At 70.4% G+C, this 25641-nt stretch carries 19 protein-coding genes; 6 read left to right on the forward strand and 13 right to left on the reverse strand.

The genetic code is table 11. The annotated features are described in order from the left end of the window. Positions 1 to 50: 50 nt before the first annotated feature. From sppA to ACJ8AN_RS21990, 3 genes are all read left to right on the forward strand, one after another. The gene (gene sppA, locus ACJ8AN_RS21980) at positions 51 to 2531 is read left to right on the forward strand and encodes a signal peptide peptidase SppA (RefSeq protein ID WP_407757378.1); all 2481 of its coding nucleotides are present in this window, start codon (positions 51 to 53) and stop codon (positions 2529 to 2531) included. A gap of 257 nt (positions 2532 to 2788) precedes the next feature. Then, a complete protein-coding gene (gene rho, locus ACJ8AN_RS21985) occupies positions 2789 to 4321 on the forward strand; it encodes a transcription termination factor Rho (RefSeq protein ID WP_407757379.1) in 1533 nt (510 codons plus the stop codon). A 125-nt stretch (positions 4322 to 4446) separates the two neighbouring features. After that, the gene (locus tag ACJ8AN_RS21990) at positions 4447 to 5217 is read left to right on the forward strand and encodes an alpha/beta fold hydrolase (protein ID WP_407757380.1); all 771 of its coding nucleotides are present in this window, start codon (positions 4447 to 4449) and stop codon (positions 5215 to 5217) included. A gap of 193 nt (positions 5218 to 5410) precedes the next feature. Here ACJ8AN_RS21990 and ACJ8AN_RS21995 read toward each other — a convergent pair whose 3' ends face one another. Next, complete coding sequence (locus ACJ8AN_RS21995; RefSeq protein ID WP_407757381.1) at positions 5411 to 7195, reverse strand: hypothetical protein; 1785 nt, start codon at positions 7193 to 7195, stop codon at positions 5411 to 5413. 360 nt (positions 7196 to 7555) lie between these two features. Next, the gene (locus tag ACJ8AN_RS22000; RefSeq protein WP_407757382.1) at positions 7556 to 9154 is read right to left on the reverse strand and encodes a serine/threonine-protein kinase; all 1599 of its coding nucleotides are present in this window, start codon (positions 9152 to 9154) and stop codon (positions 7556 to 7558) included. Between the two features lie 308 nt (positions 9155 to 9462). On the opposite strand from ACJ8AN_RS22000, the gene ACJ8AN_RS22005 reads away from it, so the two are divergent. Continuing rightward, on the forward strand, positions 9463 to 9837 hold the full coding sequence (locus ACJ8AN_RS22005) for a glutaredoxin domain-containing protein (RefSeq protein WP_407757383.1): 375 nt from the start codon (positions 9463 to 9465) through the stop codon (positions 9835 to 9837). A gap of 119 nt (positions 9838 to 9956) precedes the next feature. Here ACJ8AN_RS22005 and ACJ8AN_RS22010 read toward each other — a convergent pair whose 3' ends face one another. From ACJ8AN_RS22010 to ACJ8AN_RS22025, 4 genes are all read right to left on the reverse strand, one after another. Next, complete coding sequence (locus ACJ8AN_RS22010; protein WP_407757384.1) at positions 9957 to 11150, reverse strand: heparin lyase I family protein; 1194 nt, start codon at positions 11148 to 11150, stop codon at positions 9957 to 9959. 297 nt (positions 11151 to 11447) lie between these two features. Beyond that, a complete protein-coding gene (locus ACJ8AN_RS22015) occupies positions 11448 to 11834 on the reverse strand; it encodes a hypothetical protein (RefSeq protein WP_407757385.1) in 387 nt (128 codons plus the stop codon). A 17-nt stretch (positions 11835 to 11851) separates the two neighbouring features. Beyond that, positions 11852 to 12277 (reverse strand): hypothetical protein, encoded by a 426-nt coding sequence (locus tag ACJ8AN_RS22020; protein ID WP_407757386.1) that lies wholly within the window; start codon positions 12275 to 12277, stop codon positions 11852 to 11854. Between the two features lie 27 nt (positions 12278 to 12304). Further along, positions 12305 to 13180, reverse strand: a complete 876-nt coding sequence (locus ACJ8AN_RS22025) for a LysR family transcriptional regulator (protein WP_407757387.1) — start codon at positions 13178 to 13180, stop codon at positions 12305 to 12307. A gap of 65 nt (positions 13181 to 13245) precedes the next feature. Here ACJ8AN_RS22025 and ACJ8AN_RS22030 point away from each other — a divergent pair, with 65 nt between their 5' ends. Further along, the gene (locus ACJ8AN_RS22030; RefSeq protein WP_407757388.1) at positions 13246 to 14280 is read left to right on the forward strand and encodes an alcohol dehydrogenase catalytic domain-containing protein; all 1035 of its coding nucleotides are present in this window, start codon (positions 13246 to 13248) and stop codon (positions 14278 to 14280) included. Between the two features lie 75 nt (positions 14281 to 14355). On the opposite strand, the gene ACJ8AN_RS22035 is transcribed toward ACJ8AN_RS22030, so the two are convergent. The 5 genes from ACJ8AN_RS22035 to ACJ8AN_RS22055 form a co-directional block, all read right to left on the reverse strand. Next, entirely contained in the window at positions 14356 to 17118 is a 2763-nt protein-coding gene (locus ACJ8AN_RS22035) for a hypothetical protein (protein WP_407757389.1), read from the reverse strand. A gap of 134 nt (positions 17119 to 17252) precedes the next feature. Then, complete coding sequence (locus tag ACJ8AN_RS22040) at positions 17253 to 17996, reverse strand: hypothetical protein (RefSeq protein ID WP_407757390.1); 744 nt, start codon at positions 17994 to 17996, stop codon at positions 17253 to 17255. 12 nt (positions 17997 to 18008) lie between these two features. Continuing rightward, a complete protein-coding gene (locus ACJ8AN_RS22045; protein WP_407757391.1) occupies positions 18009 to 20138 on the reverse strand; it encodes a hypothetical protein in 2130 nt (709 codons plus the stop codon). Positions 20139 to 20569: 431 nt separating this feature from the next. After that, on the reverse strand, positions 20570 to 21166 hold the full coding sequence (locus tag ACJ8AN_RS22050; RefSeq protein WP_407757392.1) for a DUF2378 family protein: 597 nt from the start codon (positions 21164 to 21166) through the stop codon (positions 20570 to 20572). Between the two features lie 56 nt (positions 21167 to 21222). Beyond that, complete coding sequence (locus tag ACJ8AN_RS22055; protein ID WP_407757393.1) at positions 21223 to 23331, reverse strand: ATP-binding domain-containing protein; 2109 nt, start codon at positions 23329 to 23331, stop codon at positions 21223 to 21225. A 165-nt stretch (positions 23332 to 23496) separates the two neighbouring features. Between ACJ8AN_RS22055 and ACJ8AN_RS22060 the strand changes: the two genes are divergently transcribed. Next, positions 23497 to 24342 carry a BsuPI-related putative proteinase inhibitor gene (locus ACJ8AN_RS22060; protein WP_407757394.1) on the forward strand — a complete coding sequence of 282 codons (846 nt, stop codon included), beginning with the start codon at positions 23497 to 23499 and terminating at the stop codon, positions 24340 to 24342. An 84-nt stretch (positions 24343 to 24426) separates the two neighbouring features. Here ACJ8AN_RS22060 and ACJ8AN_RS22065 read toward each other — a convergent pair whose 3' ends face one another. Then, positions 24427 to 25008, reverse strand: a complete 582-nt coding sequence (locus tag ACJ8AN_RS22065) for a hypothetical protein (RefSeq protein ID WP_407757395.1) — start codon at positions 25006 to 25008, stop codon at positions 24427 to 24429. 114 nt (positions 25009 to 25122) lie between these two features. Continuing rightward, positions 25123 to 25545 carry a hypothetical protein gene (locus ACJ8AN_RS22070; RefSeq protein ID WP_407757396.1) on the reverse strand — a complete coding sequence of 141 codons (423 nt, stop codon included), beginning with the start codon at positions 25543 to 25545 and terminating at the stop codon, positions 25123 to 25125. Positions 25546 to 25641 lie beyond the last annotated feature (96 nt).

The raw sequence follows: 25641 nt of genomic DNA on the forward strand, positions 1-25641 counted from the left end.
CGCGCGGCGCTTGTACGCCGGAAGGTGACGCCTAGAGTCGGAGGGCCCATATGCGTGCCCTCCCACTGCTGCTGCTGCTCCCCGGCCTCGCGCTCGCCCAGACAGGGCTCATCGTCCAGCCCGCCACGCCGCCTCGGGGGGTGACGCTGCCCCCCACCTCGGCCGCGCTGGTGGACGAGGCCACCGCCCTCTCCGTCAACCCCGCCGGCCTGCGCTTCATCGGCCCCGGCCAGCTCTTCTACCTGCACGAGCGCAACCTCGCGCGAGACCAGGTGGGCGACGGGCTCTTCCTGGGCGCCTCGCTGCCCTTCGGCCTGGGCGCCGGCTTCAGCATGGAGTGGATGCGCGGGCAGGGGTTGCCGGACTACCGCAAGACGTCGCTCGGGCTGGCGCTCGGCTCGGGGAGGCTGTCGCTGGGTGTCGGCTACCACAACCTGTCCTCGGACGATGGGGACCTGGACAGGCTCTCCGGCTACGACCTGGGCCTCACCCTGCGCCCCTCGCGCTACCTCTCGGTGGGCGCGGTGGTGCGGGACGTGAACCAGCCCCACTCGGGGGCCTTCACCCTGACCCGCGGCTACAACCTCGCCGTGGGCGTGCGCCCCTTCGGCGAGCGCCTCACCCTGGCGGCGGACTACCTCGCCACCGAGGGCCACTGGGACGAGGGGCGCCTCACGTACACGGTGCTCGGCACCGTGGTGCCCGGCCTCGGCCTGGGCGCGGGCCTGTCGCATGGGCTCGGTGCCGACAGCGCCCTGGCGCTGCAGTTCTCCGTCACGTTGGACAGCTCCCACTTCGGCCTCACCTACGCGGGTGGCGGCGCCGAGGGCGGCGGGTCGGACCACGTCCTGGCGGTGCGCCTCTCCGGGCAGAAGTACCCGGGCCTGCGGCTCGGCGGCGGCTCGGTGGCGCTGTTGGATTTGGATGACCGGCTGGTGGAGCGCGGGGGGCTCGGCGCGTCGCTGCTCGGCGTCTCCGGGTCCGACCCGTACCTGCGGCTGCTGCGGTGGCTGGACGACGCCACGAAGGATCCGCGCCTCAAGGGCGTGCTGCTGAAGGTGTCGGACCTGCCGGGCGTGGACTGGGCCAAGGCGGACGAGCTGCGCCTGGCCCTCCTGCGCATGCGCTCGGCCGGCAAGCGGGTGATGGCGGTGCTCTACAACGTGGACGACCGGGGCTACTTCGTGGCCTCGGCGGCGGACGAGGTGTACGCGCTGCCCTCGTCCTCGCTGCTCGTCAACGGCCTGTCGGAGACCGTCACGTACCTGGGCGGGACGATGGAGAAGCTGGGCGTCACCTGGGACGTGGCGCGCGTGGGCCAGTACAAGACGGCCCCCGAGCAGCTCACCCGCCACGACCTGAGCCCCGCGCAGCGCGAGACGGTCGAGGCCTACCTGGACGCGCAGACGGCCTACGACATCGAGGCGGTGACGAAGGCGCGCCGCATCACCCCCGAGCGGCTGCGCGAGGCGTGGAGCGCGGGCATCCTCACCTCCACCCAGGCGCAGAAGCTGGGGCTGGTGGACGGGGTGCTCGTGCCCGAGGAGCTGGACGCCAAGCTCAAGGCCCTGGCCCCCGGGGCGGGCTATGATCCGTACTACGCGCCGCACGACGAGCGGGAGGCGCGCTGGACCGGGCGCCGCCGCATCGCCGTGGTGCCGGTGATGGGCAACATCGCCGGGGGCAAGAGCCGCAAGTCGCCGCTCGGAGGCGAGGCCGTGGCAGGCGCCGAGACGGTGGCGCTCGCCCTGGAGCGGGCGCAGAACGACCCCTCCGTGGTGGCCATCGTGGTGCGGGTGGACTCGGGCGGAGGCGACGTGCTGGCCTCGGAGCTGATGTACCGCGCCGTGCTGGAGGCCAAGAAGCACAAGCCCGTCATCGCCTCCATGGGGGACGTGGCGGCCTCGGGCGGCTACTACGCGGCCATGGGCGCCGACGAGGTCTGGGCCTCGCCCACCACCATCACGGGCAGCATCGGCGTCTTCTACATCAAGCCCGCGCTGCGCGGCCTGCTCGGCGACAAGCTGGGGGTGAACCAGGAGGTCATCACCCGAGAGCCCATGGCCAACCTGCTCAACATGTGGAAGCCCTGGACGGAGGCGGAGCAGAAGACGGTGCAGGCCTGGGTGGACGCGTCCTACGACGAATTCATCACCCAGGTGGCCGCGTCGCGGAAGCTGGACAAGGCGAAGGTGGACAGCGTGGCGCGCGGGCGGGTGTGGGCGGGCGCGGCGGCGAAGGAGCGCGGGCTGGTGGATTCGCTGGGCGGGTTCACGGACGCCCTCGCGGCGGCGCGCAAGCGGGCCGGGGTGCCCCCCCAGGAAGAGCTGGAGTTCTCCGTGTATGGCGAGCCGCGCGGCCTGTTCTCCTCGATGGGCGGAGAGCCGGGGGTGGACGCCGGGCTGCTCACCGTGCAGCCGGAGCTTCCCCCGGGCCTGAAGGCGCTCGTCCGCGAATCCGGCCTGGAGTCCGCGTGGATGCTGGAGCCGGGCCTGAAGGCCGTTCAGCCCTTCACGCTGAGTGTCCGCTGAGTCAAGGGGAGGACACCGGAAGACGAAATTCTCCAGGCTTCCGGCGTGTCCTCTGTTAAAGTTGTCAGGCGCTTTCCGGTTGGCCTCAGGGGCCACCGGGACGCTCCAGGAGCCGGCGGTTCGGTCGGCGGGGGGCTCGCCCATAGAGCGGCCTTCCCGAGGACCCCGCGGCGGGCTTCTGTCCCACAGACCGCTGAACCTCGTGCGCCTCCCGCCGGGGAACCCCTCCCAGGGGACGCGCCGAATCCCGTAGACACATGAGCGAAACCGATAATCGCGATCCCCGAGACCTCCCCTCCCCCATGGCCGCGCGCGCCGAGTCGCCGCCGGACCTGGACGAAGGCGATGACGAGGGCGACGAGGGCCCCGACGACGGCGAAGGCGCCGCGCCGGGACAGCCCGCGGGAGCCCCTGGACAGGGTGGAGGCCGCCGCCGCCGCCGCCGCCGCCGCCGCCGGGGCGCACAGGTGCACTTCACCCCCGAGGGACAGGCCTACCGCCTGGTGCCCGGTCCGGACGGCCAGCAGCAGCAGGTGTTCCTCACGCCGCAGGAGCTGCAGCAGCACCAGCAGCGTCAGGCCCAGCAGCAACCACAGCCACAGCCTCAGCAACAGCCACAGCACCCGGGCGGTGGGCATCCGCACGCGCACCAGGGCGGGCAGCAGCGGCAGCAGCGCGAGGCCCCGCAGCCCTCGCTGGCCCCGGTGGAGGGCGTGCTCGACACCGAGGCCAAGGGCCCCAACGCCTTCCTGCGCCAGCTCAAGCGCAACCTGCTGCCCTCGCCGGATGACGCGGAGATTCCGAAGAACCTGGTGCAGAAGCTCCGGCTGCGCCCCGGCCAGTACCTCAACGCCCTGGCGCAGATGAAGGGCCAGAAGGGCATCATCCAGCGCGTGGAGCAGGCGGACGGCCTCTCGCTCGAGCAGATGGGCCGCCTGCCCCACTTCGCGGACCTCACGTCCGTGGACCCCGTGGAGCGGATCAAACTGGAGAACGGCCACCGCGAGCTGGTGACGCGGGTGTTGGACCTGATTGCCCCCATCGGCAAGGGCCAGCGCGCGCTCATCGTGGCGCCGCCCAAGACGGGCAAGACCATCATGCTCCAGCGCATTGCGCAGGCGGTGGTGGCCAACCACCCGGAAGTCCACCTCATGGTGCTGCTCATCGACGAGCGCCCCGAGGAAGTGACGGACATGCGCCGCAGCATCAAGGCCGAGGTGCTGGCCTCGAGCTCGGACCGGCCCACGGGCGACCACCTCAAGATCGCCGAGCTGGCGCTGGAGCGCGCCCGCCGGCTGGTGGAGAGCGGCAAGGACGTGGTCATCCTCCTGGACTCCATCACCCGGCTGGCGCGCGCCTACAACAAGGAAGTGGACAACTCGGGACGCACGCTGTCGGGCGGCGTGGACAGCCGCGCGCTGGAGCGGCCCAAGCGCATCTTCGGCGCGGCGCGAGCCACCGAGGAGGCCGGCAGCCTCACCATCGTGGGCACGGCGCTCATCGACACGGGCAGCCGCATGGACGAGGTCATCTTCGAGGAGTTCAAGGGCACCGGTAACTCCGAGGTGACGCTGGACCGGTTCCTGGCGGAGAAGCGCATCTTCCCGGCCATCAACATCGGCCAGTCGGGCACGCGCAAGGAGGAGAAGCTCTTCACCCACAAGGAGTACGAGAAGGTGAAGAAGATGCGCCAGATGCTCTTCTCGGTGAAGCCGGTGGAAGCCATGGAGGCGCTGGTGAAGCGGCTCAGCCGGTACACCTACAACGACGAGTTCCTCGAGGAGCTGTGAGCGCCTGAAGCGCGCCACCGCGCCACGAGCAACACCCGAGGGCCCGCCCTCCGCCAGCAGCACGGCGGGGCGGGCCCTTCGTCTTTCTTTGGGATAGCGTCCCCCCAAGAGAAAGGACCCCCACCATGCCCATGCAGCGCGTTGGAGAGCTCGAGGTGCACTACCGGGAGCGCGGCCAGGGAACGCCCGCGATCCTCATTCATGGCAACTGGACCACGAGCCTGTGGTGGCAGCCGACCCTGGAGCTGCTGCCCCCGGGCCTGCGCGCCATCGCGTACGACGTGCGCGGCCGCGGGAAGACGCAGGGCCCCGCCCTCCCCCAGGCCATGCCCACGCTCGCCGAGGACCTCCTCGGCCTACTGGACTCCCTGGGCATCATCCGGGCGCACCTGCTCGGCCATTCGCTCGGCAGTGCCATCGCGATGCAGCTCGCGCTCGACCACCCCGAGCGCGTGCACACCCTCGCCCTGCTGGCACCGGCCTGGGTGGATGGCATGCCCGCGGCCTACAACCTCCCGTCGCACCAGCTCTCCGTCCATGACAGCCGCGACTATTACGCCGGCGCCCTGCGCGGCATGGCCCCGGGCGCCCCGGACGATGCGCTGTGGCAGCAACTGCTCGACGAGGGCCACCAGCAGCGCCGCGAGGCCTCGCTCGCCACGATCCAGGCGCTCGTGGACTGGGCCCCCGGCGAGCGCCTCGAGGCCCTGCACGGCATTCCCTCGCTGGTGGTGAGCGGCGAGAAGGACATGCTCTCCACCGTGGAGATGGGCCAGCGGTGCGCCAGCCTCCTCGGAGCGCGCCACCTGGTGATGAAGGGCGTGGGCCATTCGCCCAACCTGGAGACGCCGCGCGACTTCCTCGCGAAGTGGAAGGAGTTCCTCGAGGAGCGCTGAGCGGCGGGACGAGACACAGCCGCCAGCGGACGATGAACTGTCCGCTGGCGGCTCGGGTCCACCACGTGCCCTGCCAGGGGCTTCTACACGTAGTACCGGGGCGGATTGCAGCTGCGACCACCACGAACGTTCGTCTTGACCTTCATGTGTCTGCTCCTGGTTTTGTACTGCGTTCACCCAGAATGAGTGCGGGTCAGGCGTTCGTGATTCCAATCCGAGTCATCTCCACCGTGTTTTCCACGGTGATTCCCAGCTCCTCGCGGAGCACGTCGAGCAGATAGGGCAGATTGCGGATGATGCCGGCGCGCACCACATGATGGAGCGCGAGATCCGCGCCGGAGAACCTCCGGGCCGGGTGGGGGCGCTGGAGCAACGCATTGACCTGGCGCTGAACGGTTTCGATGGCGCCAAGCACTGAGCGCTCGATGGCCAGGAGCTCCGCGACGGCATCCGCCACCGTATCGAGCGCGTCCCTCCGGGCTCCCGAGGACGAGCCCGCGCTCGAGCGGATCAGCTCCCGGAGCCGCGGGCGGGCCTTCGCATCCACCTCGTCCCCCACAGGGGTGAAGGCGTCCCGCATGAGACGCAGCTCCTCCTCCCGGAAACCCCTCACGCCTCGCTGAGCGTGCTCGTAGATCTCGGCACGGCGGGCCTCGAGCCAGTCCCGGTACTCGGGCACATGAAAGCCAAGCTCCACGAGGAGCTCCCAGTCGCGCTCGACATGGGCGCGCAGCCGGTCCAGGACGCCCCCCGGCTCATCCTCCACCTCGAGCAGCGCCCCGCGCATCACCTGGTAGACGTGGGCCATGCGGCTCCACAGGTTGAACTGGAGGACATAGAGCTGGAGCCCCAGCAGCCCGTAATCCACCGCCGCGGGGATTTCGGCCTCCCACTCCGCGGGCCCGGGAGCACCCGCCACGGGCCTGCCCTCCAGCAGCGTCGCCAGGAACTCCTCGATCAGATGCGGAGGACCGGCGCAAACACCCCGGGTCAACAGGAGCAGGTTGGTCCGTTCCGCGATGCCGTGCACCTCGGCCGCCGTCATGGGCGAGTCGTACGTCATCCCCTGCTCCGGATCGGTGAGCAGGGAGGACATCACCATCCGCACGCCGTCCGTCACCCGGAACATGGAGGACAGCACGGGATCCAGCGCACCGTTGGGGACGGGCTCGTGGCCCCGCATCAGCAACAGGGTCGGCAGGGCCAGCACGGAGCAGCCCATGGCCTGGAGATCCCCGACCCGCCAGCTCCCATCCGGGAGCAGGCAATGACGGCGCAGGAACTCCTCGCGAACCGCGAGCGTCCCCTGCAACACGGGCTTCCAGTGCCGCGTCATCGACCGGAGCGCCGTCACGTTCATCATCGCATCGTCCCGATAACGGCTGCCCGGGTAGGGGCACGGGCGCCACTCCGTCGGAAGCTTCATGCGCATGGCCTCCGGGAAGACGTTCATCTCCCCGACGTGGCGTCCCTCCGCGTCGAGCGCCGGGTGTGCGAGGCGATGCAGTGGGATCACCGCCTCGAGGAAACCCAGCTCCAGCGGCCGCCCCGTCAAACGCTCCATGACCCTCGGGCAGTCCGGGTTCCACCACAGGGGCTCGGTGGGCGCCTTCCGCCGGGCCTCGGCCTCCAGGAATCTCCGATGCTGCTCACTCTCGGCGGGAGGAGGCCGCGGGGGCTCGCGCGAGAGGATGTCCTCGGTCAACAGGGTCTCGAGCAGCTCCCTCACGCGCTCCCAGGGATAGGGCTCGCCCGAGCTCCAGGTGGTGGCGCTGCCCGCCATGAAGTGGTCCTGTTTGATCAGCGTCTCGCCGAAGGAGAACAGCTCCGGCTCATCGAACGAGAGCTCCCGGATGCCGAAGAAGAGGTGCAGCTCCCGGGTACCCTCGGGGGTGGTCTCGTACTCGCTCCTGAAGCGGCGCCGCATGGGCAGGTACAGCGTCTCATGGGGATCAACGGGCACGGCTTCCTGATGCATGAATGACTCCTCGGAGCAGGCCCGGGAGGCTCAGGCGCGGAGGGGCTGCTCCAGACGGTGGGGGGTCCTCCTCTGGACTGAGCCCGGGCGCGGCCTTGTGATTCGCCCCTCCCGAAGGGCCGCTGGGAGGCCATGCGGCCCACAAGGGGCACACCCCCGCCCTGGCCCCTGCCTGCTGAGCGGTGAGGCAAGGACCCGGACGGTTCCGGCCCTCACTCCGCTTGCACTGCCGTCACGGCGCGCTACGCCCTCCGGGGCACGTCGCGTCGGGGGGAGGCTCCCGGCGCGATTTTCCCGCAACTGGTCCGATGGTCGGACCAGTCGGGACGAAACTCGGCCGGAAGGTGCCTCGTTCCTGGCTCAGGCCACGCGGTCGATCAACTCCGTCACCAACGTCTGCGTCCCGGTGAGGGCCGAGGGCTCCTTCCGGGGCCGCTGCACCTCCACCACGGAGCCGTTGGCCTCCCACCAGAGCTCGGCGTCCACGTCCCTCCACCTGCCCGCGTCCGCACAGGCATCCAGCGCCGCGCGCAGCGCCTGGGCCGTGGCGTACCGGTCCTCGGGATGCTTCGCCAGGCAGCGCATCAGCACGTCGCACAGGTCGCGAGGCAGCTCCCGGCCCAGCCGCGCGCCCGGCGCGGGAGGCGGCGTGTGCAGGTGGTGCGAGCAGATCTCCACCGAGGTGCGGCCCTCGAAGACGTGGCACCCGGTGAGCAGCGCGTAGCCCACCGCGCCCAGCGAGTACAAATCCGAGCGGCCATCCACGCGCCCCGGGGAGATGATGGCCTCGGGGGCCATGTAGAGCGGCGTGCCGACGACCATGTGCACCCGTTGCGGGGACACCTCGTCGGAGCTGCCCACCTCCTTCACCAGGCCGAAGTCGAGCACCTTCACCAGGTCCGGCATGCCGCGGCGCCGGCACAGGAACAGGTTGGCCGGTTTGATGTCGCGGTGGAGCAACCCCATCCCATGCGCCTCCTCCAGCGCGCCGCACACCTGGCGCAGGATGTGGATGACGCGCGCGGGAGGCTGGGGCCCGGAGAGGGAGATCAGCCCGTCCAGGTCGAGCCCCTCCAGGTACTCCATCACGTAATAGAAGAGCCCATCGGCGGTGCGGCCGTAGTCGTAGATGGCGATGGTGTTGGGATGGGTGAGCTGGCTGGTGAGCTGCACCTCGCGCTCGAAGCGCTCCATGCCGTGGCCGTCCACATCGGCGCGCAGCAGCTTGATGGCGGTGCGGCGGCGCAGCAGGGCATGGCTGGCCAGGTACACCTCGCCCATGGCTCCGGCGCCGAGCGGTTTGATGAGCGTGTACTGGCCCAGCTTCCGGGCCGCCTGCACCTGCTTGCGCAGGCCGTAGATGACCTGGGAGACGAGGGTGGCCATGGTGACGGCGACACCGCTCCACAGCACGGCATCGAGCGTGGGCACGGCCGAGCCGGAGTGCCGCATGCCCATCATGGCGATGACGGCCCCATCCGGCAGGGCGCCGAGCAGGGAGATCACGAACGTCCTGCGCACGGAGCCGGGGACGATGACGGCGTGCGAGATGAGCGCGCCATTGGTGGCGAGCAGGAGCGACAGCGGATCCGCGTCGAAGTACGCATCCAGCTTGAGCAGGAAGAGCACGCCCAGGAGCCCCGCGCCGTCCAGCCAGGACAGGGTGCGCAGCGAGCGGGGCGAGCTCCGGCACACGAGCCAGAGCACCAGCGACATCAGCGCGCCGATCAGATGGAAGGAATAGGCGGGGTCCACCAGGGCATGGGTCCACGGCACATCCACCAGGAGGATCGCCGCCAGGGTGGTGAAGACGTAGAAGGCCGAGGTCAGGAAGAACAGGGCCCGGTAGAGCAGCTCGAGCCGCTCCTGGAGGAAGACGCGGACCTCCTCGGACACGAGCGCGGTCGCGTCGAAGGAAGGAGGCGAGGAGAGGTGGGTCCTGACGGGGGAGAGCTCCATCGACACCGTGTTTTACACCACCCGGACCCGGAGTGTGTGCCCTCCCCGGAAAAGCTCCCAGGCGGGAGAGTCCCGTATGGGCAGCAAGCAGGCGACACGGGGGGAAATCGGGGCGGTGACCAGGCCAGCACGGACGAGCGCGCCAGATGAACCGGCATGGAGGGATGCTTGGGGTTCATCGCGCTCGGCGTCGCCGTGACCGGCCTGGGCACCGCCCCTCCGGCGAAAAGAGACGCGGGCGCCACCAATGCCTGACACCGCGATTTGGATTGCGACCGCGAGCAGGGGCTCGCTAGGTTGTCCGCCTCATGACAACCCCCCGTTCCATCCTCTCCGAGGACAAGCGTTCCCCCGCCGTGGCCGAGGCCGCGGCCAACTTCCACCGTGACGTCGTCGACCAGGTGCGCTCCGCCGTCGAGCGCGACCCCGTGGTCGTGGTGGGCATGGCGCAGAACCCCTTCGTCAAGCGGGTGCGCGAGGCCCTCACCAAGGCCGGCGTCCAGTTCACCTACCTCGAGTACGGCAGCTACTTCGGCATGTGGAAGCAGCGCCTCGCCATCAAGATGTGGAGCGGCTGGCCCACCTTCCCCCAGGTCTACGTGCGCGGCACGCTCATCGGCGGCTTCAACGACACCCAGAAGGCCCTGGAGGATGGCTCCCTGAAGAAGCAGCTCGGCAGCTGACGCACTCCGGGTCAGCGAGCGTCCGCGCGCCCGCCAGGTGGGCGGACGCCTCGCTCCGGAGGACCCGCAGGGGTCACCGCGCGGGGGGGCCGTAGCCGCCACCCCCGCCCGGGCCGGGGCTACTGCACGTCCTGCAGGCTCCGGCCCTGGATCCACCCGTCGTGGTACACCACGCCCGTGGGGGCGATGGTGCTGTTCCGGTACAGGCCCACCTTCAGGTAGTTGGTCTGCCCCGAGTACATCGTCGCCACGTAGCGCTTGGGCAGGACGAGCTGGCCGTTGTGGTACAGCTCGACGAAGCCGACGCTCGACTTGGACGACCACTTCACGTGGAAGATGAAGTCCTGCCACTGGGCGCGCACCAGCCTGGTGGTCCACACCACGGTGCTGCCCTGCACGCGCAGGTAGATGGTCTCTCCGTTGACGTAGAACTCCACCGGCGGCGAGCCGCTGTCCCCGCTCTGGTGCCACTGGGTAAAGAGCTGCCAGGTGGCGGCGCTCGGGAAGTCCGAGGCGAACATCGTGTTCCAGCGATAGAAGTACTCGTCGCCTTCCTTCTCGTTCGTCATCTTCACCAGCTCGTTGCGGTTGCCGCTCGCGCTGATGGGGTTGTCACCCTGCTTCACGGTGACCTTGAGGGCATAGCTGCCCTGGCGCGTCGGCGAGGACACCACCTGCAGCCGGTCCGCGCTGACCATCTGCTTGCCGCTCCACTGGCCGATGTTCCCCGTCTCGAAGTCGCCGCGCCACACCACGCCGGTACCCGTGCCGGTGCCGGTGCCCGTCGAGGACGAGCCGCACACGCGGGCCTCGGCGATGCTGGCCCAGTCGTTGAGGGTGTTGCCATTGACGGTGATGCGCAGGCGGCGCGCGCTGACGGGGGTGAAGGCGTACGTCTCCGCCGCCGTGGTCGTGCCGCTGCTCCTGCCGGAGTAGACCGGCGTGTAGCTCAGGCCGTCCGAGGAGACGGAGAGGGCGAAGTTGCTGGCGCGCAGGTCGCCCTGGTGCCACGCGATGGCCGCGCCCGTGAGGGTATTCACCGAGCCCAGGTCGTAGTCGATCCACGAGCCCTTGCCGAGGTTGCTCCAGCGCGTGCCGAGCAGATCATCCTTCGTGTTCTCCGGGAGGTTGCCGTCATTGCCGGAGGCCAGCACCGAGAGCGCCGTGAGGGGCACGCAGTTCTGCGTGGTCAGCGCATCGGACTCGACGCCCCAGGTCTCGGGCAGCTCGTTGGACGTCCCGTCATCGGGATATCCACAGCCAGCACCAGCGAGGACGATCAGGGCTTCGGCCAACAGGAGGGTCTTCTTCATTTCGGAACGCTCCGGGAAATGAACGGCAAACGAAGGGTGGAACCGGACCGCCACAGGCGGCCGGAGGATGAGGCCAGGGGTGTTTCGAGACGCGGCTCTCACGTTGCGCCAAATCAGGACCAGGGCCCTGATCAACGAGAGGGATTGCGGCCGCGTGTGAGTCTTTGACTCCTTATCCAGCCAGCTGCTCACGACGAGCAGTCGTGCTGGATGGGCCGGCAGCATCCATCAACTTTGTCACCCAATCAACACACCGCGTCGAGCCAGCGCGGAGAGCAGGCAGGCGTGGATTTCTTGCTAATCACACACAGCTTTGCCAAGGGCCGCGTCCACGTGACAGCCGGTGCTGCCCAGGGACACGCAGTCCACGGCCTGCACCCAGCCGAGGAGCTCGTCGCAGTAGACGCGCCGGGTGCCCTCGCAGCGGTCCACGAACGAGGCATCGCACGCGGTGGCCGGTGTGTACACGCACAGCACGGAGTCCTCGTCCGTCTGTACGCAGGCGGGGTTCGGCGCCTTGCACTGGAGCTGCGTGCGATGGGCCTCGTAGTCCGAGCCGACGTTGCACGACTCGTACTGGCTGCCGCCCACGCAGCGGTAACGGGTCTCGCACGGATTGGAGAAACAGCCAGGGCCCAGGAGGGCCACCAGGGCAGCGAGGCATACCCGACGGAACGAGGACATGGAGGGCTCCAGGAAGGTCAGAGGCACTGCACGAACCCATCGGGAGTGCGGCGTCCGCAGCGGCCGGTGCCGGAGACGTTGGTGCAGTCGTAGGCGGTGACGTAGCCCCCGCGGCAGGAGACCAGCAGCGTGCCCTCGCACGAGGGAGCGAGGGACGGGTCACATTCCGTGAGGGGCTCGCGGGCGCAGAAGAAGTGGTCGTCGGAGGAGACGGGCAGGCCCTCGCGGCGCTCCACGCAGACGGGCGCGGGCTCCAGGCACGGGTACACCTGGGGGCTGCCGGAGCCGACGAGCTGATCGATTCCGATCTCGCACTCCCAGACGGTGTTGCCCTCGCAGTGGGGCTCGAAACCACAGTCCACCCGGCAGCCCGGGAGCGCGGGCACGCAGAGGGCAAGGGCCAGGAGGAAGGCGCGGCGGACTCGGGGGGCGGTGGGGCGCATGAGGCACTCTCGTCGAGGGCCCCCAGCCTACCCCGGGTCGAGCAATTCCTTGAGGCGCGTGGCCACCACCCGCACCGCGGCCCGCTCCCACGCCTCGGGCTGGATGACCAGCCACATGGGCCGGCGTGGAAGCTCGGGCACGTCGAAGAGGCGCTCCAGGTTCTGCTCCACCTGGGCCCACCCGGCGGGCAGCACCCCGAGCCCCACCCCATTGCGCACCGCCGCCATGAGCGCCGGCAGGCTGTTGGTCCTCAGCACGACGCGTGTCCCCTGCCGCGCCTCCGTCCACCGCGCCTCCGGCAGCGCGGCGAGCTCTCCGCCCAACACCACCACATCGTGCCCTCCGAGCTCCCGCTCGCTCCGGGGCCGGCCCCGCTGGCGCAGGTAGCCCGGCTCGCCGTACACCGCGAAGCCCTGCGCCTGGAGTTGCCGCACCTTGAGGCTGGCGCCCTCGGGCTTCGTCACCCGGAGGGCCATGTCCGCCTCGCCCCGCGCCAGGTCCACCGGACGGTTCCCCCCGAGCAGCTCCAGCACCAGCCCCGGGTGCTCCTCCTTCAACGCGCACAGCCCGCGCTCCACGAGGTACGCGGCCAGGGCCTCCGTCGTGGCGAGGCGCACCGTGCCCGCCACCGCCTCGGCCGGGATCAGCTCGCCCCCGGTGAGCCGCGCCAGCTCTGGCTCCAGCCTCGACAGGCGCTGCCGCAACTGCTCCCCCGCCGCCGAGGGACGCAGCCCCTCGCGCGTGCGCAGGAAGAGCCGCACGCGCAACGACTTCTCCAGCGCCTGGATGCGGCGTCCGGCGGTGGAGGCATTCACGCCCAGCTCGCGCGCCGCGGTGGCCAACGTGCCGTGTTTCGCCACGGCGAGGAAGAAGCGGAGGTCGTCCCAGCTCGTCGCCTGCATACGTGCAACGCAGTATCGCAGGTTCGCGTGTCGACTCCCACGGCCCGCCGCGCTACTTCTCTCGCATGACTTCCACCTACCGTGCGGTCCTGCTGACGAGGAAGGGCGGCCCCGACGCGCTCGAGTTGCGCGAGTTGCCCCTGGAGCCCCCCGGTCCCGGCCAGGTGCGCGTGCGCGTGCGCGCCACCGGGGTCGGCTTCACCGACATCATCATGCGGCGGGGCTACTACCCCTACGCGCCGAAGTTCCCCTTCACCCCGGGCTACGAGGCCGTCGGGGACGTGGAGGCGCTCGGCCCCGGCGTCACCGGGCTGAAGCCGGGCCAGCGCGTCGCGGCGCTCACCGTGTTCGGCGGCTGCGCGGAGTACCTCACCCGGGGCGCGGAGGAGTTCGTCCCCGTCCCCGAGGGGCTCGATGACGCCGAGGTCACCGCGCTCATCCTCAACTACGTGACGGCGTACCAGATGATCCACCGCGTCGCGCGGGTGCAGCCGGGCACGCGCGCGCTGGTGACGGGCGCGGGAGGCGGCGTGGGCACGGCGCTGCTCCAACTGTTGAAGGTGGCCGGTGCCGAGGTGTACGGCGTGGACTCGGCGCCCAAGGCCGAGGCCGTGCGCTCGCTCGGGGCGACGTTCCTCGACTACCGGGAGCGCCCCTTCGACCAGTCGCTGCGGGCGCTCGTCCCCGAGGGCGTGGACGTGGCCTTCGACGGGATTGGCGGAGCGAACATCTCCCTGTGCTCGCGCGCCGTGCGCCAGGGCGGACAGGTGGTGTCCTACGGCTTCACGAGCGCGGTGGGACGGGATGGGAGCAGCGACAACCTGGGCACCCTCCTGGGCATGCTGTCCCTCTACGTGGGGACGCGCCTGCGGGGCCGCCGCCCGGCCTTCTACGGCATCACCCAGCTCTACCGGGAGGACCCGCGCCCCTTCCGCGAGGATCTCCCCAAGCTCTTCGAGCTGCTGGCGCAGCGCAAGGTGGAGCCGCTCATCGCGCGCCGTCTGCCCTTGCTGTCGGGACGGGAGGGGCAGGAGCTGCTCGAGCGCGGAGGCATCCGGGGGAAGATCGTCCTCCTGCGCGAGGGCTCCGAGGCCGCCTGACGACGCGCGGCCCCGGAGCCCTGCTTCACGACCCACCCGCCGGAGCGCTCCTGGCACTCCCGCGGGCGTCACGGCTCACGGCTGGAAGCGGCTCGAGAACGCCTGGGCGTAGTGGACCGACGGCCCGTGCATGTAGGGCCGGTCCGGGTTGTAGCCCGGCTCGGAGTACGCGTAGAGCTGGAACATGTAGTTCTTCCCGGCGACGAGGAAGCCCGCCGGCAGGCGGAACTGCGTCTGCGTCGTGGTGAAGAACCAGCGGCTCGACCGGGTCGTGCCGCCCGAGGACGAGGCCAGCAGCTCATAGACGCGCACCGCGTAATAGGCCGGCGTGCCCAGGGAGGGCACTGTCCAGCTCACCAGCGGGGTCGTCCCCACGCCCGAGAGCTCCGTCGTCGCGGAGACGCCGTTGATGCGCACGTCGCGCACCGGGCTCACCTGGGGCACGAGCGTCTGCGTCACCCCATCCAGCACCTGCACCTGGCTGGAGACGCTCGCCGAGTAATACGCGTTCCGGCTCGTGCCGCCATCGGACAGGCCCACCGAGAAGGGCACATAGGAGTACCCCTGGGCGACGGCGAAGCGGTTCCACGTGCTCGGGAAGGGGTTGCCGAACTCGAACGACACGTGGAAGTCACCCTGGCCCTGCTCCGGGTTGGTGGCCAGCGCGAGATCCGGAGAGCCGGCGTACGCGCCGTACTCGTTGAAGCGCGGCAGGGTGTCCATGTACATGGAGTCCGAGCCCTGAATCGCGCTGGGGTGCGCGGTCATGGCCAGCACCTCGAACTGCGACGCGCGGAAGTCGAAGTCCTGCCGGGTGGTGGGCAGGGGCAGCATCATCCCCGCCATCATCACCGTCCCCGCATCCGTCCCGCCGTCGGCCGACCTCGCCACGTTGGAGATCCGCGCGGTGCGGCGCAGCTCCTGGAGCTCGAGACCGGAGGGGATGCCCGCGTCCATGTCGGTGCGGCCCACGAGCTGGTTGGCCTGGACGAAGTCGCCCCGGGCCGGGTCGAGCACCGCGGGCACGGCGCCGCAGTTCCTCATGGAGATGCCGTAGTCCATGGTGCCCGTGAAGGACGGAGCGCCCTCCGCGACGTCCAGGAATGGAGAGCCGCAGCTCGCCGTGAAGTAGCCCATGCCCACGCCCGTCGAGTGCAGTTGCACATCATCCGTGGCCTGCCAGGGCGAGATGCCGTCGAGCTGCAGGGCCAGCTGCGTCCCCGCGGGCTCCTCCACCACGTCCGAGCGGCCCAGCTTCGCGTAGCTGAGATCGAGGCTGCGGCTGTTCATCCACACGTAGCCGGTGCCGAGCTGGAGGAAATAGGGCGTCCGGTCCACGTTCGGGATGACGAAGGTGCCATTGGCCTGGCCGGTGCCCGAGCGGTAGACGTAGCTGGAACCATCCACGCTCGGCACCCACGCGCCGATGACGGTGGTGGACAGGTCGGCCGGAGTCACGAAGACCGAGCCATCCGCCTGGACGTTGTGGATGTTGCGCACGCCGGTCACCGCCAGCGGGCCGCACTTCGCGCTGTCGAGCGGGGAGATGGAGAACGAGTACTGCACCGACGCGCCGTCCGCGTCCGTGACGGTGGCGACCACGGCCACCGGGTTGTCGAAGCACGCCGGCGCCACCCAATCCACCTCGCTCGAGCCGGTGGTCCACCGGGGCGTGCGCAGGGTTCCGGAGGCCGCGCTCCAGGAGAAGACCACCGCCTTGCCCTCGGGGTCATGCGCGGTGAGGCCCAGCGTCACCACCTGACCGCCCGCGGCCGAGGTGGCGTTCTGCCAGAAGCTGTCGACCTTGGGCGCCACGTTGGCGCGCGGCGTGGTCCCCGCCTGGAGGATGAGGGTGCCCGTGTGCTGCCCACCCCGCCCGTCGGAGACGGCCACCTGGAAGGCACAGCGGCCGGTGGACGGCACCGGGCCCAGGGTGAAGGAAGGGGCCGCGCTCGTCGCGTTGGTGAAGGTGCCCACGCAGTCGGTGCCCCAGACGTAGGACAAGGCATCGCCCTCGGCGTCCACGGCCGTGACGGACAGGGCCGTCGTCCTACCGGCCGCCAGGACCGCCGGCACCGCCTTCATGGAGCGGACCTCGGGCCAGGTGTTGAAGCCGATGGACACATTGGCGCTGCCCGTGGCTCCATCGCGCTGCACGCCGACGTCGAAGTTGACGGCGACGCTCGTGCCCTTCGAGTCCGTCACCTCCAACTGCAGGCGCTGCACGCCCTCGGTGCCAGGCGCCGTCCAGGAGGTCGTCGGGGAGGCGGGCGAGCTGAAGCTACCGGCGGTCGCCGTCCAGGCGAAGCTCAGCGCGTCGCCGTTGGGGTCATGCGCGGTGACGGCCAGGGTGAGCGTCCCCGCCGGCACCACCGTGTTGGCGGACACCACGACGGAGTCGATGAGCGGCGGCTCGTTCTGGTAGGGCGGCGGGGCCGTCACCTGCTGCAGCGTCAGGACGACGCTCACCGTGCCATCCGCGGCGATGGAGACGGGGCTCGAGCTGCCCCGGTAGAGGACCGTCCCGGCCGCGTCGTACGCGGAGGCCTCGAAGACGCGCTCGGTGCCCGCGGGGATGTTGGCCAGGGTGCCCTGCCACACGCTGCCCACCTTGGTGAGCTCCGTCGTGAGCGGGGACGAGATGCCAGGACCCCGGACCTCGACCCGGACGCCCTTCACGTCCGCGGCCGAGAGCGCCTGGGCCAGCGACACCTGGAGCTCCGCGCTCCCGTTCGCGGCCACCCCGGACTGCGGCTCACAGCCAGTGAAGACGGACACCACCACCAGCATGGCCATCCACAGGGGGATGGCACGCCTGAACTCATTCCAAGACGACATACGGAGACTCTCCCTTGAGCTTCAACCTTCCGACAGGCTTGCCTGTATCAGAGGTCTTACCGGGAGAGCCAGGAGGGGGGCTTCACCCTGGCCGCCAACCCCTTTCACGTATGCGCCAGCGGGGGTGTGACGGCTCAGGCCACCTTGCGCAACGGGGTGAAGAAGTCCTCGGCGACGTGCAGGCAGTCGCCCATGAAGCGGACATAGGTGGTCAGCGCCCGGGCGCCCGTCTCCGCGTAGATGAGCGCGTGCTCGGGCGAGCGCTGGATGGCCTCCGCCAGCATCTTCTCGTTGAGCATCGTATGGCCCACGTCCACCGCCGTGTGCTCGGCCAGGAAGGTGAGCTTGTCCGCCACGTCCTTGCCCAGCACCCGCTCCACCTGCTCCATCACGCGCGGCACGTACTCCACCGCCAGGTAGCCGACCTCGCGCTCGATGGCGACCTGCCCCACCGGGTGCGGGCCCTCGATGGTCTCGTCGTGCAGCTGGCGGTACTCCTTCATGGACTCGAAGGGCGTCTGGGCGAGCAGCTCCTCCAGCTTCAGCCGGGGCTCGTGGCGCGCGTTCCAGTAGTCCACCAGGGCGCGGGCGTCGTCCATCGTCATCAGGTGGTGGCCCGTCTCACTCTTCGCGTGGGTGATGAGCGACTGGCCGAGCTTGTCCAGGCCCTGATCGACGCAGCGCTGGCCCGTGCGGCGGATCCACCCGTCCACCGGCTCGGTCATGTACGCCGCGCGCGACATCCACTCGATGAGGAAGCGCTCCAGCACGGCGGGCTTGATGGAGGGCTCCAGCAGCCGGCGCAGCGCGGCATCGGACTCGAGACGGCTACGGGCCAGCAGGGTGTGGGGCTCGTACAGCTTCTTCAGCAGGTCCATGGCGTGGCTCCTTCAGTGCTCGTGATGCGGGTGGGAGTCGGGGTGGCGGTTGGACCGCGGGCGTCCGACGGACTGCTCGTTGAGGTGCTCCAGGAAGTCGGGGACCTGGGCGGCGGAGATGATCCACAGGCAGGGCTGCGCCGAGGGGTCATCGTGCAGACGGGCCGCCTTCGCGTAGGCGCCGTCGTCCTCGCACAGGTAGACGAAGGCGCTGCGCCCCCGGGAGGCGAACCAGCGGCGGGCCTCGTCCAGCAGCGCCACGTAGGCGTGACGCCCCTGGGGAGAGAGCGGGAAGAGGCGCGCCGAGTCCAGCAGGCGGAAGAGGTTCGCCCCGGGGTGTCCCAGCTCGAGCACCAGCGCGGCCAGGGGCAGGCCCTGCCGGCGCGCCACGAGGATGCGCCGCTCGCGCTCCAGCCCCGAGGCCTGCCAGGCCCGGGACACGCCCCACAGCTCCAGGCGTTCGCGGGTGAAGTCGAGCGCCTCGACGTAGCAGGCCGGGCGGGTGCGGGCGATCTCCCCCGCCAGCAGGTACTTCTCTCCAATGGACGCGGGCCCGATGTCCAGGTCGCCCGTGGACAGGCCGCTCGGCTCGTTGCACTCCACGTCCATCATCCGCACGGGCATCAGCAGCGACTGGCCGCTGTCCTGCGTCCGCTGGGCGAAGCGCACGTGCGTCCGGTACACGAAGGGCACGGTCGACTCGCAGTAGGTGAGCATCCACCGCAGCTCCGGGTCCCCCTGCGCGTGCTCCAGCGTGCGCTGGTAGATGTCGCGGAGAATCTGTCCCGGCACCTGGGGCGCGTTGGCCGGCTTGCCGGGCCTGCGGCCCAACTGGTGCAGCATCCAGGAGTGGCGGTAGGCCTTGAGCGAGGAGAGCGAGGCCTCCACGCCGCGCTCGGACGGCCACACCGTCTGGCACAGGAGCTGGGGCAGCTCCGCCGCGCGCTGGCCGAGCTGGGTGAAGTCGCGGCGCAGCGCCTCGAAGTGCTCGGCCGACCTGCCCGCCAGGTTGAAGTAGCCCGAGTCGGCGTACAGGTCCCACAACGGCCCGAGCAGCGTCTCGCTGGTGCGCGTGGAGGGGCAGAGCGACTGGGAGACGAAGCGCATCCACAGCGCGGCGTCCCGCTCCGTGCGCGGCCGCACCTCCAGGCCGCACAGGCGCCGCCCGTCCTCGCGGGCGAACGACACGTGGCGCACCTCGCCGCTCAGGAAGAAGGACTCGCCGCTGGCCGTCTCCACCTCGAGCGGCAGGAAGAGGCCCGGGAAGACGAGATCCTCGGGCTCCACCCGCAGGCCCAGCCCGGAGAAGGAGAGGTCGGCCACCTCGCGCTCGCGCCGCCCCAGCTCCTTCCACACCGGGTGATCGAACCGGGCCCGCAGCCCCGCGGGCGCGGCGATGCGGCGGTGCCAGCGGTGGCGCACCCGCCACAGCCGCTCGGGCAGCGGCGTCACCAGCGAGTCCCCCTCCGCGGAGGGTGCCACCACGCGCATCCGGTACGCCGTGTTGTAGCCCACCACCTCGAGCTCGTAGGGGGACTCGCCCCAGTCGGCCCCCGGCTCCAGGCACCGCCAGTGCAGCAGGCCCCGCTCCGCGTCCAGACGCTCCAGCGCCACCCGCACCGTGCGCCCCGGCCTGCGCAGCACGCCCTTGTTGCTCATGGCGGAGATGGCCGTGAGGATGGACTCGATGCGCTCGGCGCTGGAGATCTCCTCCTGCACCGGCAGGGGCGAGGCCTCGGGCTCGGCGCTGCCGCGGCGCAGCGCGTCCTCCAGCAGGGAGAGGATTTGACGGCCCTGCTCCGTGGTGACGTCGACGAGCTGGATGCCCAGCGCCCCGCCCCGGCTCCCGGCGTCGCTCCACCGGGCCTCGCCCGTGAAGGGGCCGAACGTGGTGCCCCCCGAATCCAGACACACGCGCAGCGTCCGCTCCCGGGGCAGCGAGCCCGGCAGGCGCCCGGACTGCGCCCACACCGCCGTGGGGCTCAGCAGCGTCGCGCGGCCCAGCACCGTGCCCTGCTCGGGCAGCACCACCTGGATTCCGCCCGGACCATGGAGCGAGTACCCCGAATACGGGCCCGGAACCGAGACCGTCCCCGGGGCTCCCGGCGCAAAAGCAGTCAGCCGTTCCGTGATTGCGTGCATGGATTTCCCCTTCGAGGTCCCCAATCCCTTGCAAGTAACAGGAAACATGTCCGGCCATTCCTCGTCAAGCTTACGGCTGAAAGTCATTGACTTCCGCAAGGAATTACATGGCACACGGAAAAGCCTCACCCCCGTCGCGCCGGATCCCCCGGGCTCCGCACTCTCACGGCAAACTCCGCCGGAGCCCCAGTCGAGAGGAAACCCGGATACCTCACGCCCGCCTCGAGGCGTGGCACTCCCCACGCCAGTGTTTTCAAGTCATTGCGCCCGCGGGCCGGAAACCCATGAGAGGAATTGAAGCCCTCACGGGATTTCCCATGCTGCCTGGGGCTGGCGGGGAATACGGGGCCCGCAATCGTGACGCCGCGCGGCGGAAGTCCCGTCTGTCTTGAAAAGACGGCGAGCCCCCTTCACGGGAAAACGCGAGAGGGCTACCAATGAAGGCGAAGGACGAAACTGCTGGCATCCTCGTCCGTCGCGAGGGCCTCGAATTTCAGCTCGTCCGGATCCAGCGACAGCGCCGCGGTCGTGCTGGCCACCACCATGCCGGCGTTCCAGGACATGCCAATCAGGTCCTGCTTGAAGACGAGCTCGCCCGCGCTGGGGCTCAGCCGGCGGTAGGACGCCTCGCCGAAGTTCACCGCCAGCGCGACCGCGCTCGGGATGCCCTCCAGGGCGCGGTGCAGCCCGGACGCGGTGGCCACCATGGCGCGCATCCGGCCCACGGAGCTGCGGATGTAGCCGAGTCCCGCCTCGCGCCCGGTGCGGTAGAGGGCCTCGCCGTAGGAGCCCCCCCGCGCCTCCTCGGCCTGCCCGATGGCGTCGAGCATCCCCAGCATCCACGCCACCGGGTAGCGGTAGTTCTCCACCAGCCGCTCGCCCGGGGTGAGCTGCCGCCGTGCCTGCTCGGCGACCTCCGGGCCGACGGTGTCCGCCGACGCGAGCGTCGAGCTCAGAAACATCCCGGGCACCAGGTGCTCCGGCTTGCACCTGGAGAGCCGTGACAGCAGCTGGGGACGGACCTCCATCATCACCTACATGATGACACAACTGTCACGACCCGGTCACAGCGATTTCCTCCCGCTCACGCCCCGGCGAGCAGGGGCGAGCGGACGCCCGCGGAGACGACCCAGAGCTGGTGCGAGGTGCGGGTGATGGCGATGTGCAACCGGCGGCGTGCCTCGTCCTGGGCGGGGTAGGCCCGGGCCGTCGCATCCGGGATGACGACGTAGTCGAACTCGAGCCCCTTCACGTTGTCCACGTCCGTCACGTCGACGCCCGGCTCGAAGGAGAAGTCCCCCCCCAGCACGAGCCGCGCCCAGGACATGTCCGAGACGACGCGGTGGAAGGCCCGCGCCTGGTCCGGGCTGCTGGCGATGACGGCGATGGAGGCATGGGGCTCGCGCTCCAGCAAGTCGCGCAAGGCCTCGCCGATGAAGAGGTACGCCTGGGCCTCGTCCGGGAAGTGGTGCAACCCCACGGGCGCTCCCTCCCGGCCCGCCTGGGGCGCCGCGGTGGTGACCTGCGAGCCCAACACCTTGCGCGCCAGCTCCGTCACCGGCCTCGGGCAGCGATAGGACACCTGGAGCCGGCACGTGGCCGCGTCCCGCACGCCCAGCTCCGCGAGCACCGCCGGCCACCCCGCGAAGCTCGTCGCCGTCTGCTGCATCTCATCGCCCGCCAGCGTGCAGCTCCGGGCCTCGCCCAGCAGCTTGCCCACCACGAACAGCTCGAAGAGGGAGAAGTCCTCCACCTCGTCCAGCACCACGTGCACCAGCCGCCCCACCGCGCCCAGGCTCCCGCCCTGCAACCGCAGGAAGAGCAGCAGCGGCAGATCCTCCACATCCAACGTGCCGGCCAGCTCGTCCGGCGTGTCGCTCTCCAGGGACTTGCCGTCGAGCGTCTGGAGGCGATCCGGATCCACCCCCTCGAGCTCGAGCGCGAGCGGCGTGGCGATCTGCAGCATCGTGTGCCGCACCGTCTCCTCCACGGCCGTGAGCGGCAGGTCGCCCCCCGAGTAGGAGATGACGCCCTCCAGGAAGCGCCGGTCCGTGAAGACCTCGGCGAGCCGCTTGCGCAGGCGCGGCAGCGTGGTGGCCGAGGACTGGAGCACGCCCATCCGGGCCGCGAGCGCACGGCGCAGCGCCGGGTGACGCTTGAGCTTCGCGACGAGCGGCGGCGTGTCCTCCCACACCTTGAGGGCCTTGGCGCCGAAGGAGACGCGAGCGGCCGTGGCCGCCCAGCCCTCGAGCGTCTCGACGGACACCTTCCCCAGGCCCAGCGGCGCGAGCAGGCGCCGGGACAGCCGCGCCAGGCCCTCCTCGGGGACGATGACCTTCATCCGCGCCTCGGGGTAGTTCGCGTGGTCGTCGAAGGCGATCTTCGCCAGCCGGTGCAGCGCCACCGTCGTCTTGCCACTGCCCGCGCTCCCCAGCACGAGCAGCGGCTGGTCCGCCGCCACGCTCACGGCCTCGAACTGCTCGGCATCGAGCAGGGCCGTCACGTCGAGCGAGCCCTCGCGCTGGGAGACGCCCTCCCCCACTCCGAGCTGGCCCGGGCGCACCGCCGTCCCCGTGCCACCGCCCTCCAGTTGCGAGGCGGGCCCGGCGCCCAGCATCCGCCACGCGCCCTCGGGAGAGCGCACCAGCACGAGCGTGCCCGCCTGGATGCGCGTCAGCCGTCCGCGCTCGATGACCACCAGCCGCCGCACCTCGACGGTGCCCTCGGACAGCCGCTCGCCGAACCACTCCTCGTACGAGTCCCCTTCTCCATACCGGTAGAAGACGCGGGCCACCGGGGCGAAGCGCCAGTCGATGATGCGCACGTCCGCGGAGGCATCGGCGTAGCTGGTGCGGCCCAGCAGGTAGTCCCGGATGCCGGCGGGTCCGTCCACACGCAGGTGCGCGAAATACGGGGCGCCGGTCTCCGGCAACTGCGCCGTCTGTTGACGCTCGAGCAGTGCGCGCGCCTGGTTCATCTGGTGCAGCAGGTGAGGGAGATCCGCTACGGGCGCGGTGGCCGCCTCGTCGCGCAGCACCTGGAGCTGGGCCACCAGTCCCTGCGACTCCTGCTTGCGGCCGCCGCTGCGCTGCCGCGCGGCCTCCACCGAGGCGAGCACGCGGCCGAGGAGCTCCTCTTCCTCCGCGATGATGGACCGCGCGTGCGCGGGGAGTTCTCCGACGGTGTGGCTCATGGCGTACCCGGCCCTCTCATTTCCCATCCGCTCGCACGAGGCAACGAGGTTTTTCGCGGGACGCGATCCACTCAAAACATGCGCTCTCAATACCGGGTAACAACCCCCCTCCTGTTTGGAGCCCCATACCCCATGCGGATTGGAATGACTCGGATTGCATCGTGGATGCCGGTGTGGACCCTCGCCCTGCTCATGGCGCTCGGCATGGCCTCGCCGGCGGCCGCCGCGGAACCCCTGACGGTCAGCGTCTTCAGCGACAAGGCCACCTATGACCGGAACGAGCAGGCGCTCATCACACTGCAGGTGAAGAACACCTCCGCGCTGCCCGTGACCGTCTCGTTCAGCAATGGACAGAAGTATGAGTTCACGGCGCGCGACGCCAGCGGTGCCACTGTCTGGAATTGGTCTTTTGGCAAGACCTTCAGCCCCAGCGGCTCCACCCAGACGCTGGCCGCGGGCCAGACCTGGACCGTCACGGAGGCCTGGACCTTCGTCGACAACGCGGGGACTTCGCTGTTCGACGGCACCTACACCCTCACGGGCACCTACCTGGGCAGCTACCTGGGCCGCAGCGGCACCAAGGCGGCCTCGCAGGACGTCGTGCTGCAGACCTCGGATCCGCTCGTGGCCACGTTCTCCACCGACAAGACCTCCTACTCGAAGCTGTCCTCGCCGGCCCCCCTGCACCTGACCATCACCAACGTGGCCACCTACCCGGTGGCGATCAACTTCCAGAACGGGCAGCAGTACGAGTTCAGCGCGAAGAACTCGAGCGGGCAGGTGGTGTGGACCTGGTCCACGGGCAAGAGCTTCGACCCGGCGGCCTCGCAGCTCGTGCTCGACCCCGGTGCGTCCCTGCAGTTCAACGAGTCCTGGTCGTTCAAGAACAACAGCGGCGCCAGCGTCGCCGACGGCAACTACACCGTGAGCGGGACCTTCCTCGGCCAGGCCTACGGCGCGGTGGGTTCCAAGGGCGGCGAGAGCGTGGTCCGCGTGTACACGCTGTTCTAGGTGACGCGGACGCCGTGAAGCACTGAGCGGTGACGAGGCGCCCTTCCGCGAGAGATTCAGCGGGAGGGCGCTTCGCCGCGCGGCTCAGCCGATGAGGCCACCCAGGAGCCCGCCCAGGCCGCCACCACCCCCCTGCGAGCCTCCACCGCCCGGCGTGTTGCCGCCGCCACCACTGCCCAGGTTGGCGAGCATCGGCATCACCGCGACGATGCCGCTCACCAGCTTGGGATCGAGCCGGGACTTGAGGAAGTTGAGCAGCAACGGAGCCACCAGCGCGGCCTTGCCCGCGTCGAGGTTGAAGCGCTGCAGCAGCGCCACCACGCCCGCCACCTCGCCCGCCTGGCCCATGGCCCCGCCGAGCGCTCCCATCAGCCCGCCACCACTGGACTGGCCCTGGCCCTGCCCGCCGAGCAGACCGCCCAACCCGCCCAGCGCGCCCATCAGCCCGCCACCGGCCTCGGGCTGCTGCGTCTGCTCGGTCCGCGCCTCCGCCTGCTGCTGCCAGCCCTGCATCTCGGGGATGGCCTGGCCCATCTGGTCCGCCGCCTGGGGCCCCATCTTCTCCTTCACGGTGCCCTGCACCAGCTTCAGCAACGAGCCCGCGAGTCCCTGCGCCTGCTGGGAATCCACTCCAAGCTGCTGCGAGAGCTGTCCGATGAAGTCCATTCCGTTCTCTCCTCCGTCCACTCGGGAGCGGCGGTTCTACCGGACCTCTCGCCTCGCCCCAGCACGAAAAACCGCGACTCCGCCTCCGAGGACGTCCTTTGCAGGACGCTCACCTCATGGGGACATCCCATAGGGCGTCGGCAGGACGTAGGGCCGGCAGTCCGGCGACAGGTCATAGGTGAGGCTCGGACTACAGAGCTGGAGGATCTGGAGGGTGTCGAGGAACGTCTCCCGATCCGCGTGCGCGTAACAGCCCACCGGCTCGGTGGAGATCGTGCAGCGGCACAGCTCGATGGCGTCCTCGGTGCTCAGGAACGTCGCGGGCGCCCGGCTGGCGATGTAGCACTCGGCGGGGGCCGCGGAGACCGCCCCCCGGCACAGCCGCAGCGCCTGATCCGACGAGAGCGACACCTCGCGCTCCGCCCGCTGATAGCAGGCCAGCGCCCCCTGGCCCGTCTCCTGGGCCCTCGCGCTCGCCGCCCCCAGCAGCAGCCCCGCCATCACGAGCCCCACCTCGACGCGCCGCGTGCTCCGCATCGTCGTGCACCTCACTCCCTGTCCCAGGGAACATGGAGCCCGCCCCGGAGGGCTTCAAGCGAACGGAACCCGGCGAGCGCCCGCTCTCGTGCCCAC

The organism is Archangium sp. (assembly GCF_045802675.1).
GTDB lineage: Bacteria > Myxococcota > Myxococcia > Myxococcales > Myxococcaceae > Archangium.

What these genes read in the sequence shown, in the direction of transcription:
- ACJ8AN_RS22020 (WP_407757386.1), bottom strand. Translation starts at nt 12,277, where the DNA reads ATGCGCCCCACCGCCCCCCGAGTCCGCCGCGCCTTCCTCCTGGCCCTT.
- ACJ8AN_RS22005 (WP_407757383.1), top strand. Translation starts at nt 9,463, where the DNA reads ATGACAACCCCCCGTTCCATCCTCTCCGAGGACAAGCGTTCCCCCGCC.
- ACJ8AN_RS22035 (WP_407757389.1), bottom strand. Translation starts at nt 17,118, where the DNA reads ATGTCGTCTTGGAATGAGTTCAGGCGTGCCATCCCCCTGTGGATGGCC.
- ACJ8AN_RS22060 (WP_407757394.1), top strand. Translation starts at nt 23,497, where the DNA reads ATGCCGGTGTGGACCCTCGCCCTGCTCATGGCGCTCGGCATGGCCTCG.
- ACJ8AN_RS22010 (WP_407757384.1), bottom strand. Translation starts at nt 11,150, where the DNA reads ATGAAGAAGACCCTCCTGTTGGCCGAAGCCCTGATCGTCCTCGCTGGT.
- ACJ8AN_RS21990 (WP_407757380.1), top strand. Translation starts at nt 4,447, where the DNA reads ATGCCCATGCAGCGCGTTGGAGAGCTCGAGGTGCACTACCGGGAGCGC.
- ACJ8AN_RS22030 (WP_407757388.1), top strand. Translation starts at nt 13,246, where the DNA reads ATGACTTCCACCTACCGTGCGGTCCTGCTGACGAGGAAGGGCGGCCCC.
- sppA (WP_407757378.1), top strand. Translation starts at nt 51, where the DNA reads ATGCGTGCCCTCCCACTGCTGCTGCTGCTCCCCGGCCTCGCGCTCGCC.
- ACJ8AN_RS22025 (WP_407757387.1), bottom strand. Translation starts at nt 13,180, where the DNA reads ATGCAGGCGACGAGCTGGGACGACCTCCGCTTCTTCCTCGCCGTGGCG.
- ACJ8AN_RS22000 (WP_407757382.1), bottom strand. Translation starts at nt 9,154, where the DNA reads ATGGAGCTCTCCCCCGTCAGGACCCACCTCTCCTCGCCTCCTTCCTTC.
- ACJ8AN_RS22065 (WP_407757395.1), bottom strand. Translation starts at nt 25,008, where the DNA reads ATGGACTTCATCGGACAGCTCTCGCAGCAGCTTGGAGTGGATTCCCAG.
- ACJ8AN_RS22055 (WP_407757393.1), bottom strand. Translation starts at nt 23,331, where the DNA reads ATGAGCCACACCGTCGGAGAACTCCCCGCGCACGCGCGGTCCATCATC.
- ACJ8AN_RS22040 (WP_407757390.1), bottom strand. Translation starts at nt 17,996, where the DNA reads ATGGACCTGCTGAAGAAGCTGTACGAGCCCCACACCCTGCTGGCCCGT.
- ACJ8AN_RS22070 (WP_407757396.1), bottom strand. Translation starts at nt 25,545, where the DNA reads ATGCGGAGCACGCGGCGCGTCGAGGTGGGGCTCGTGATGGCGGGGCTG.
- rho (WP_407757379.1), top strand. Translation starts at nt 2,789, where the DNA reads ATGAGCGAAACCGATAATCGCGATCCCCGAGACCTCCCCTCCCCCATG.
- ACJ8AN_RS22050 (WP_407757392.1), bottom strand. Translation starts at nt 21,166, where the DNA reads ATGGAGGTCCGTCCCCAGCTGCTGTCACGGCTCTCCAGGTGCAAGCCG.
- ACJ8AN_RS22015 (WP_407757385.1), bottom strand. Translation starts at nt 11,834, where the DNA reads ATGTCCTCGTTCCGTCGGGTATGCCTCGCTGCCCTGGTGGCCCTCCTG.
- ACJ8AN_RS21995 (WP_407757381.1), bottom strand. Translation starts at nt 7,195, where the DNA reads ATGCATCAGGAAGCCGTGCCCGTTGATCCCCATGAGACGCTGTACCTG.
- ACJ8AN_RS22045 (WP_407757391.1), bottom strand. Translation starts at nt 20,138, where the DNA reads ATGCACGCAATCACGGAACGGCTGACTGCTTTTGCGCCGGGAGCCCCG.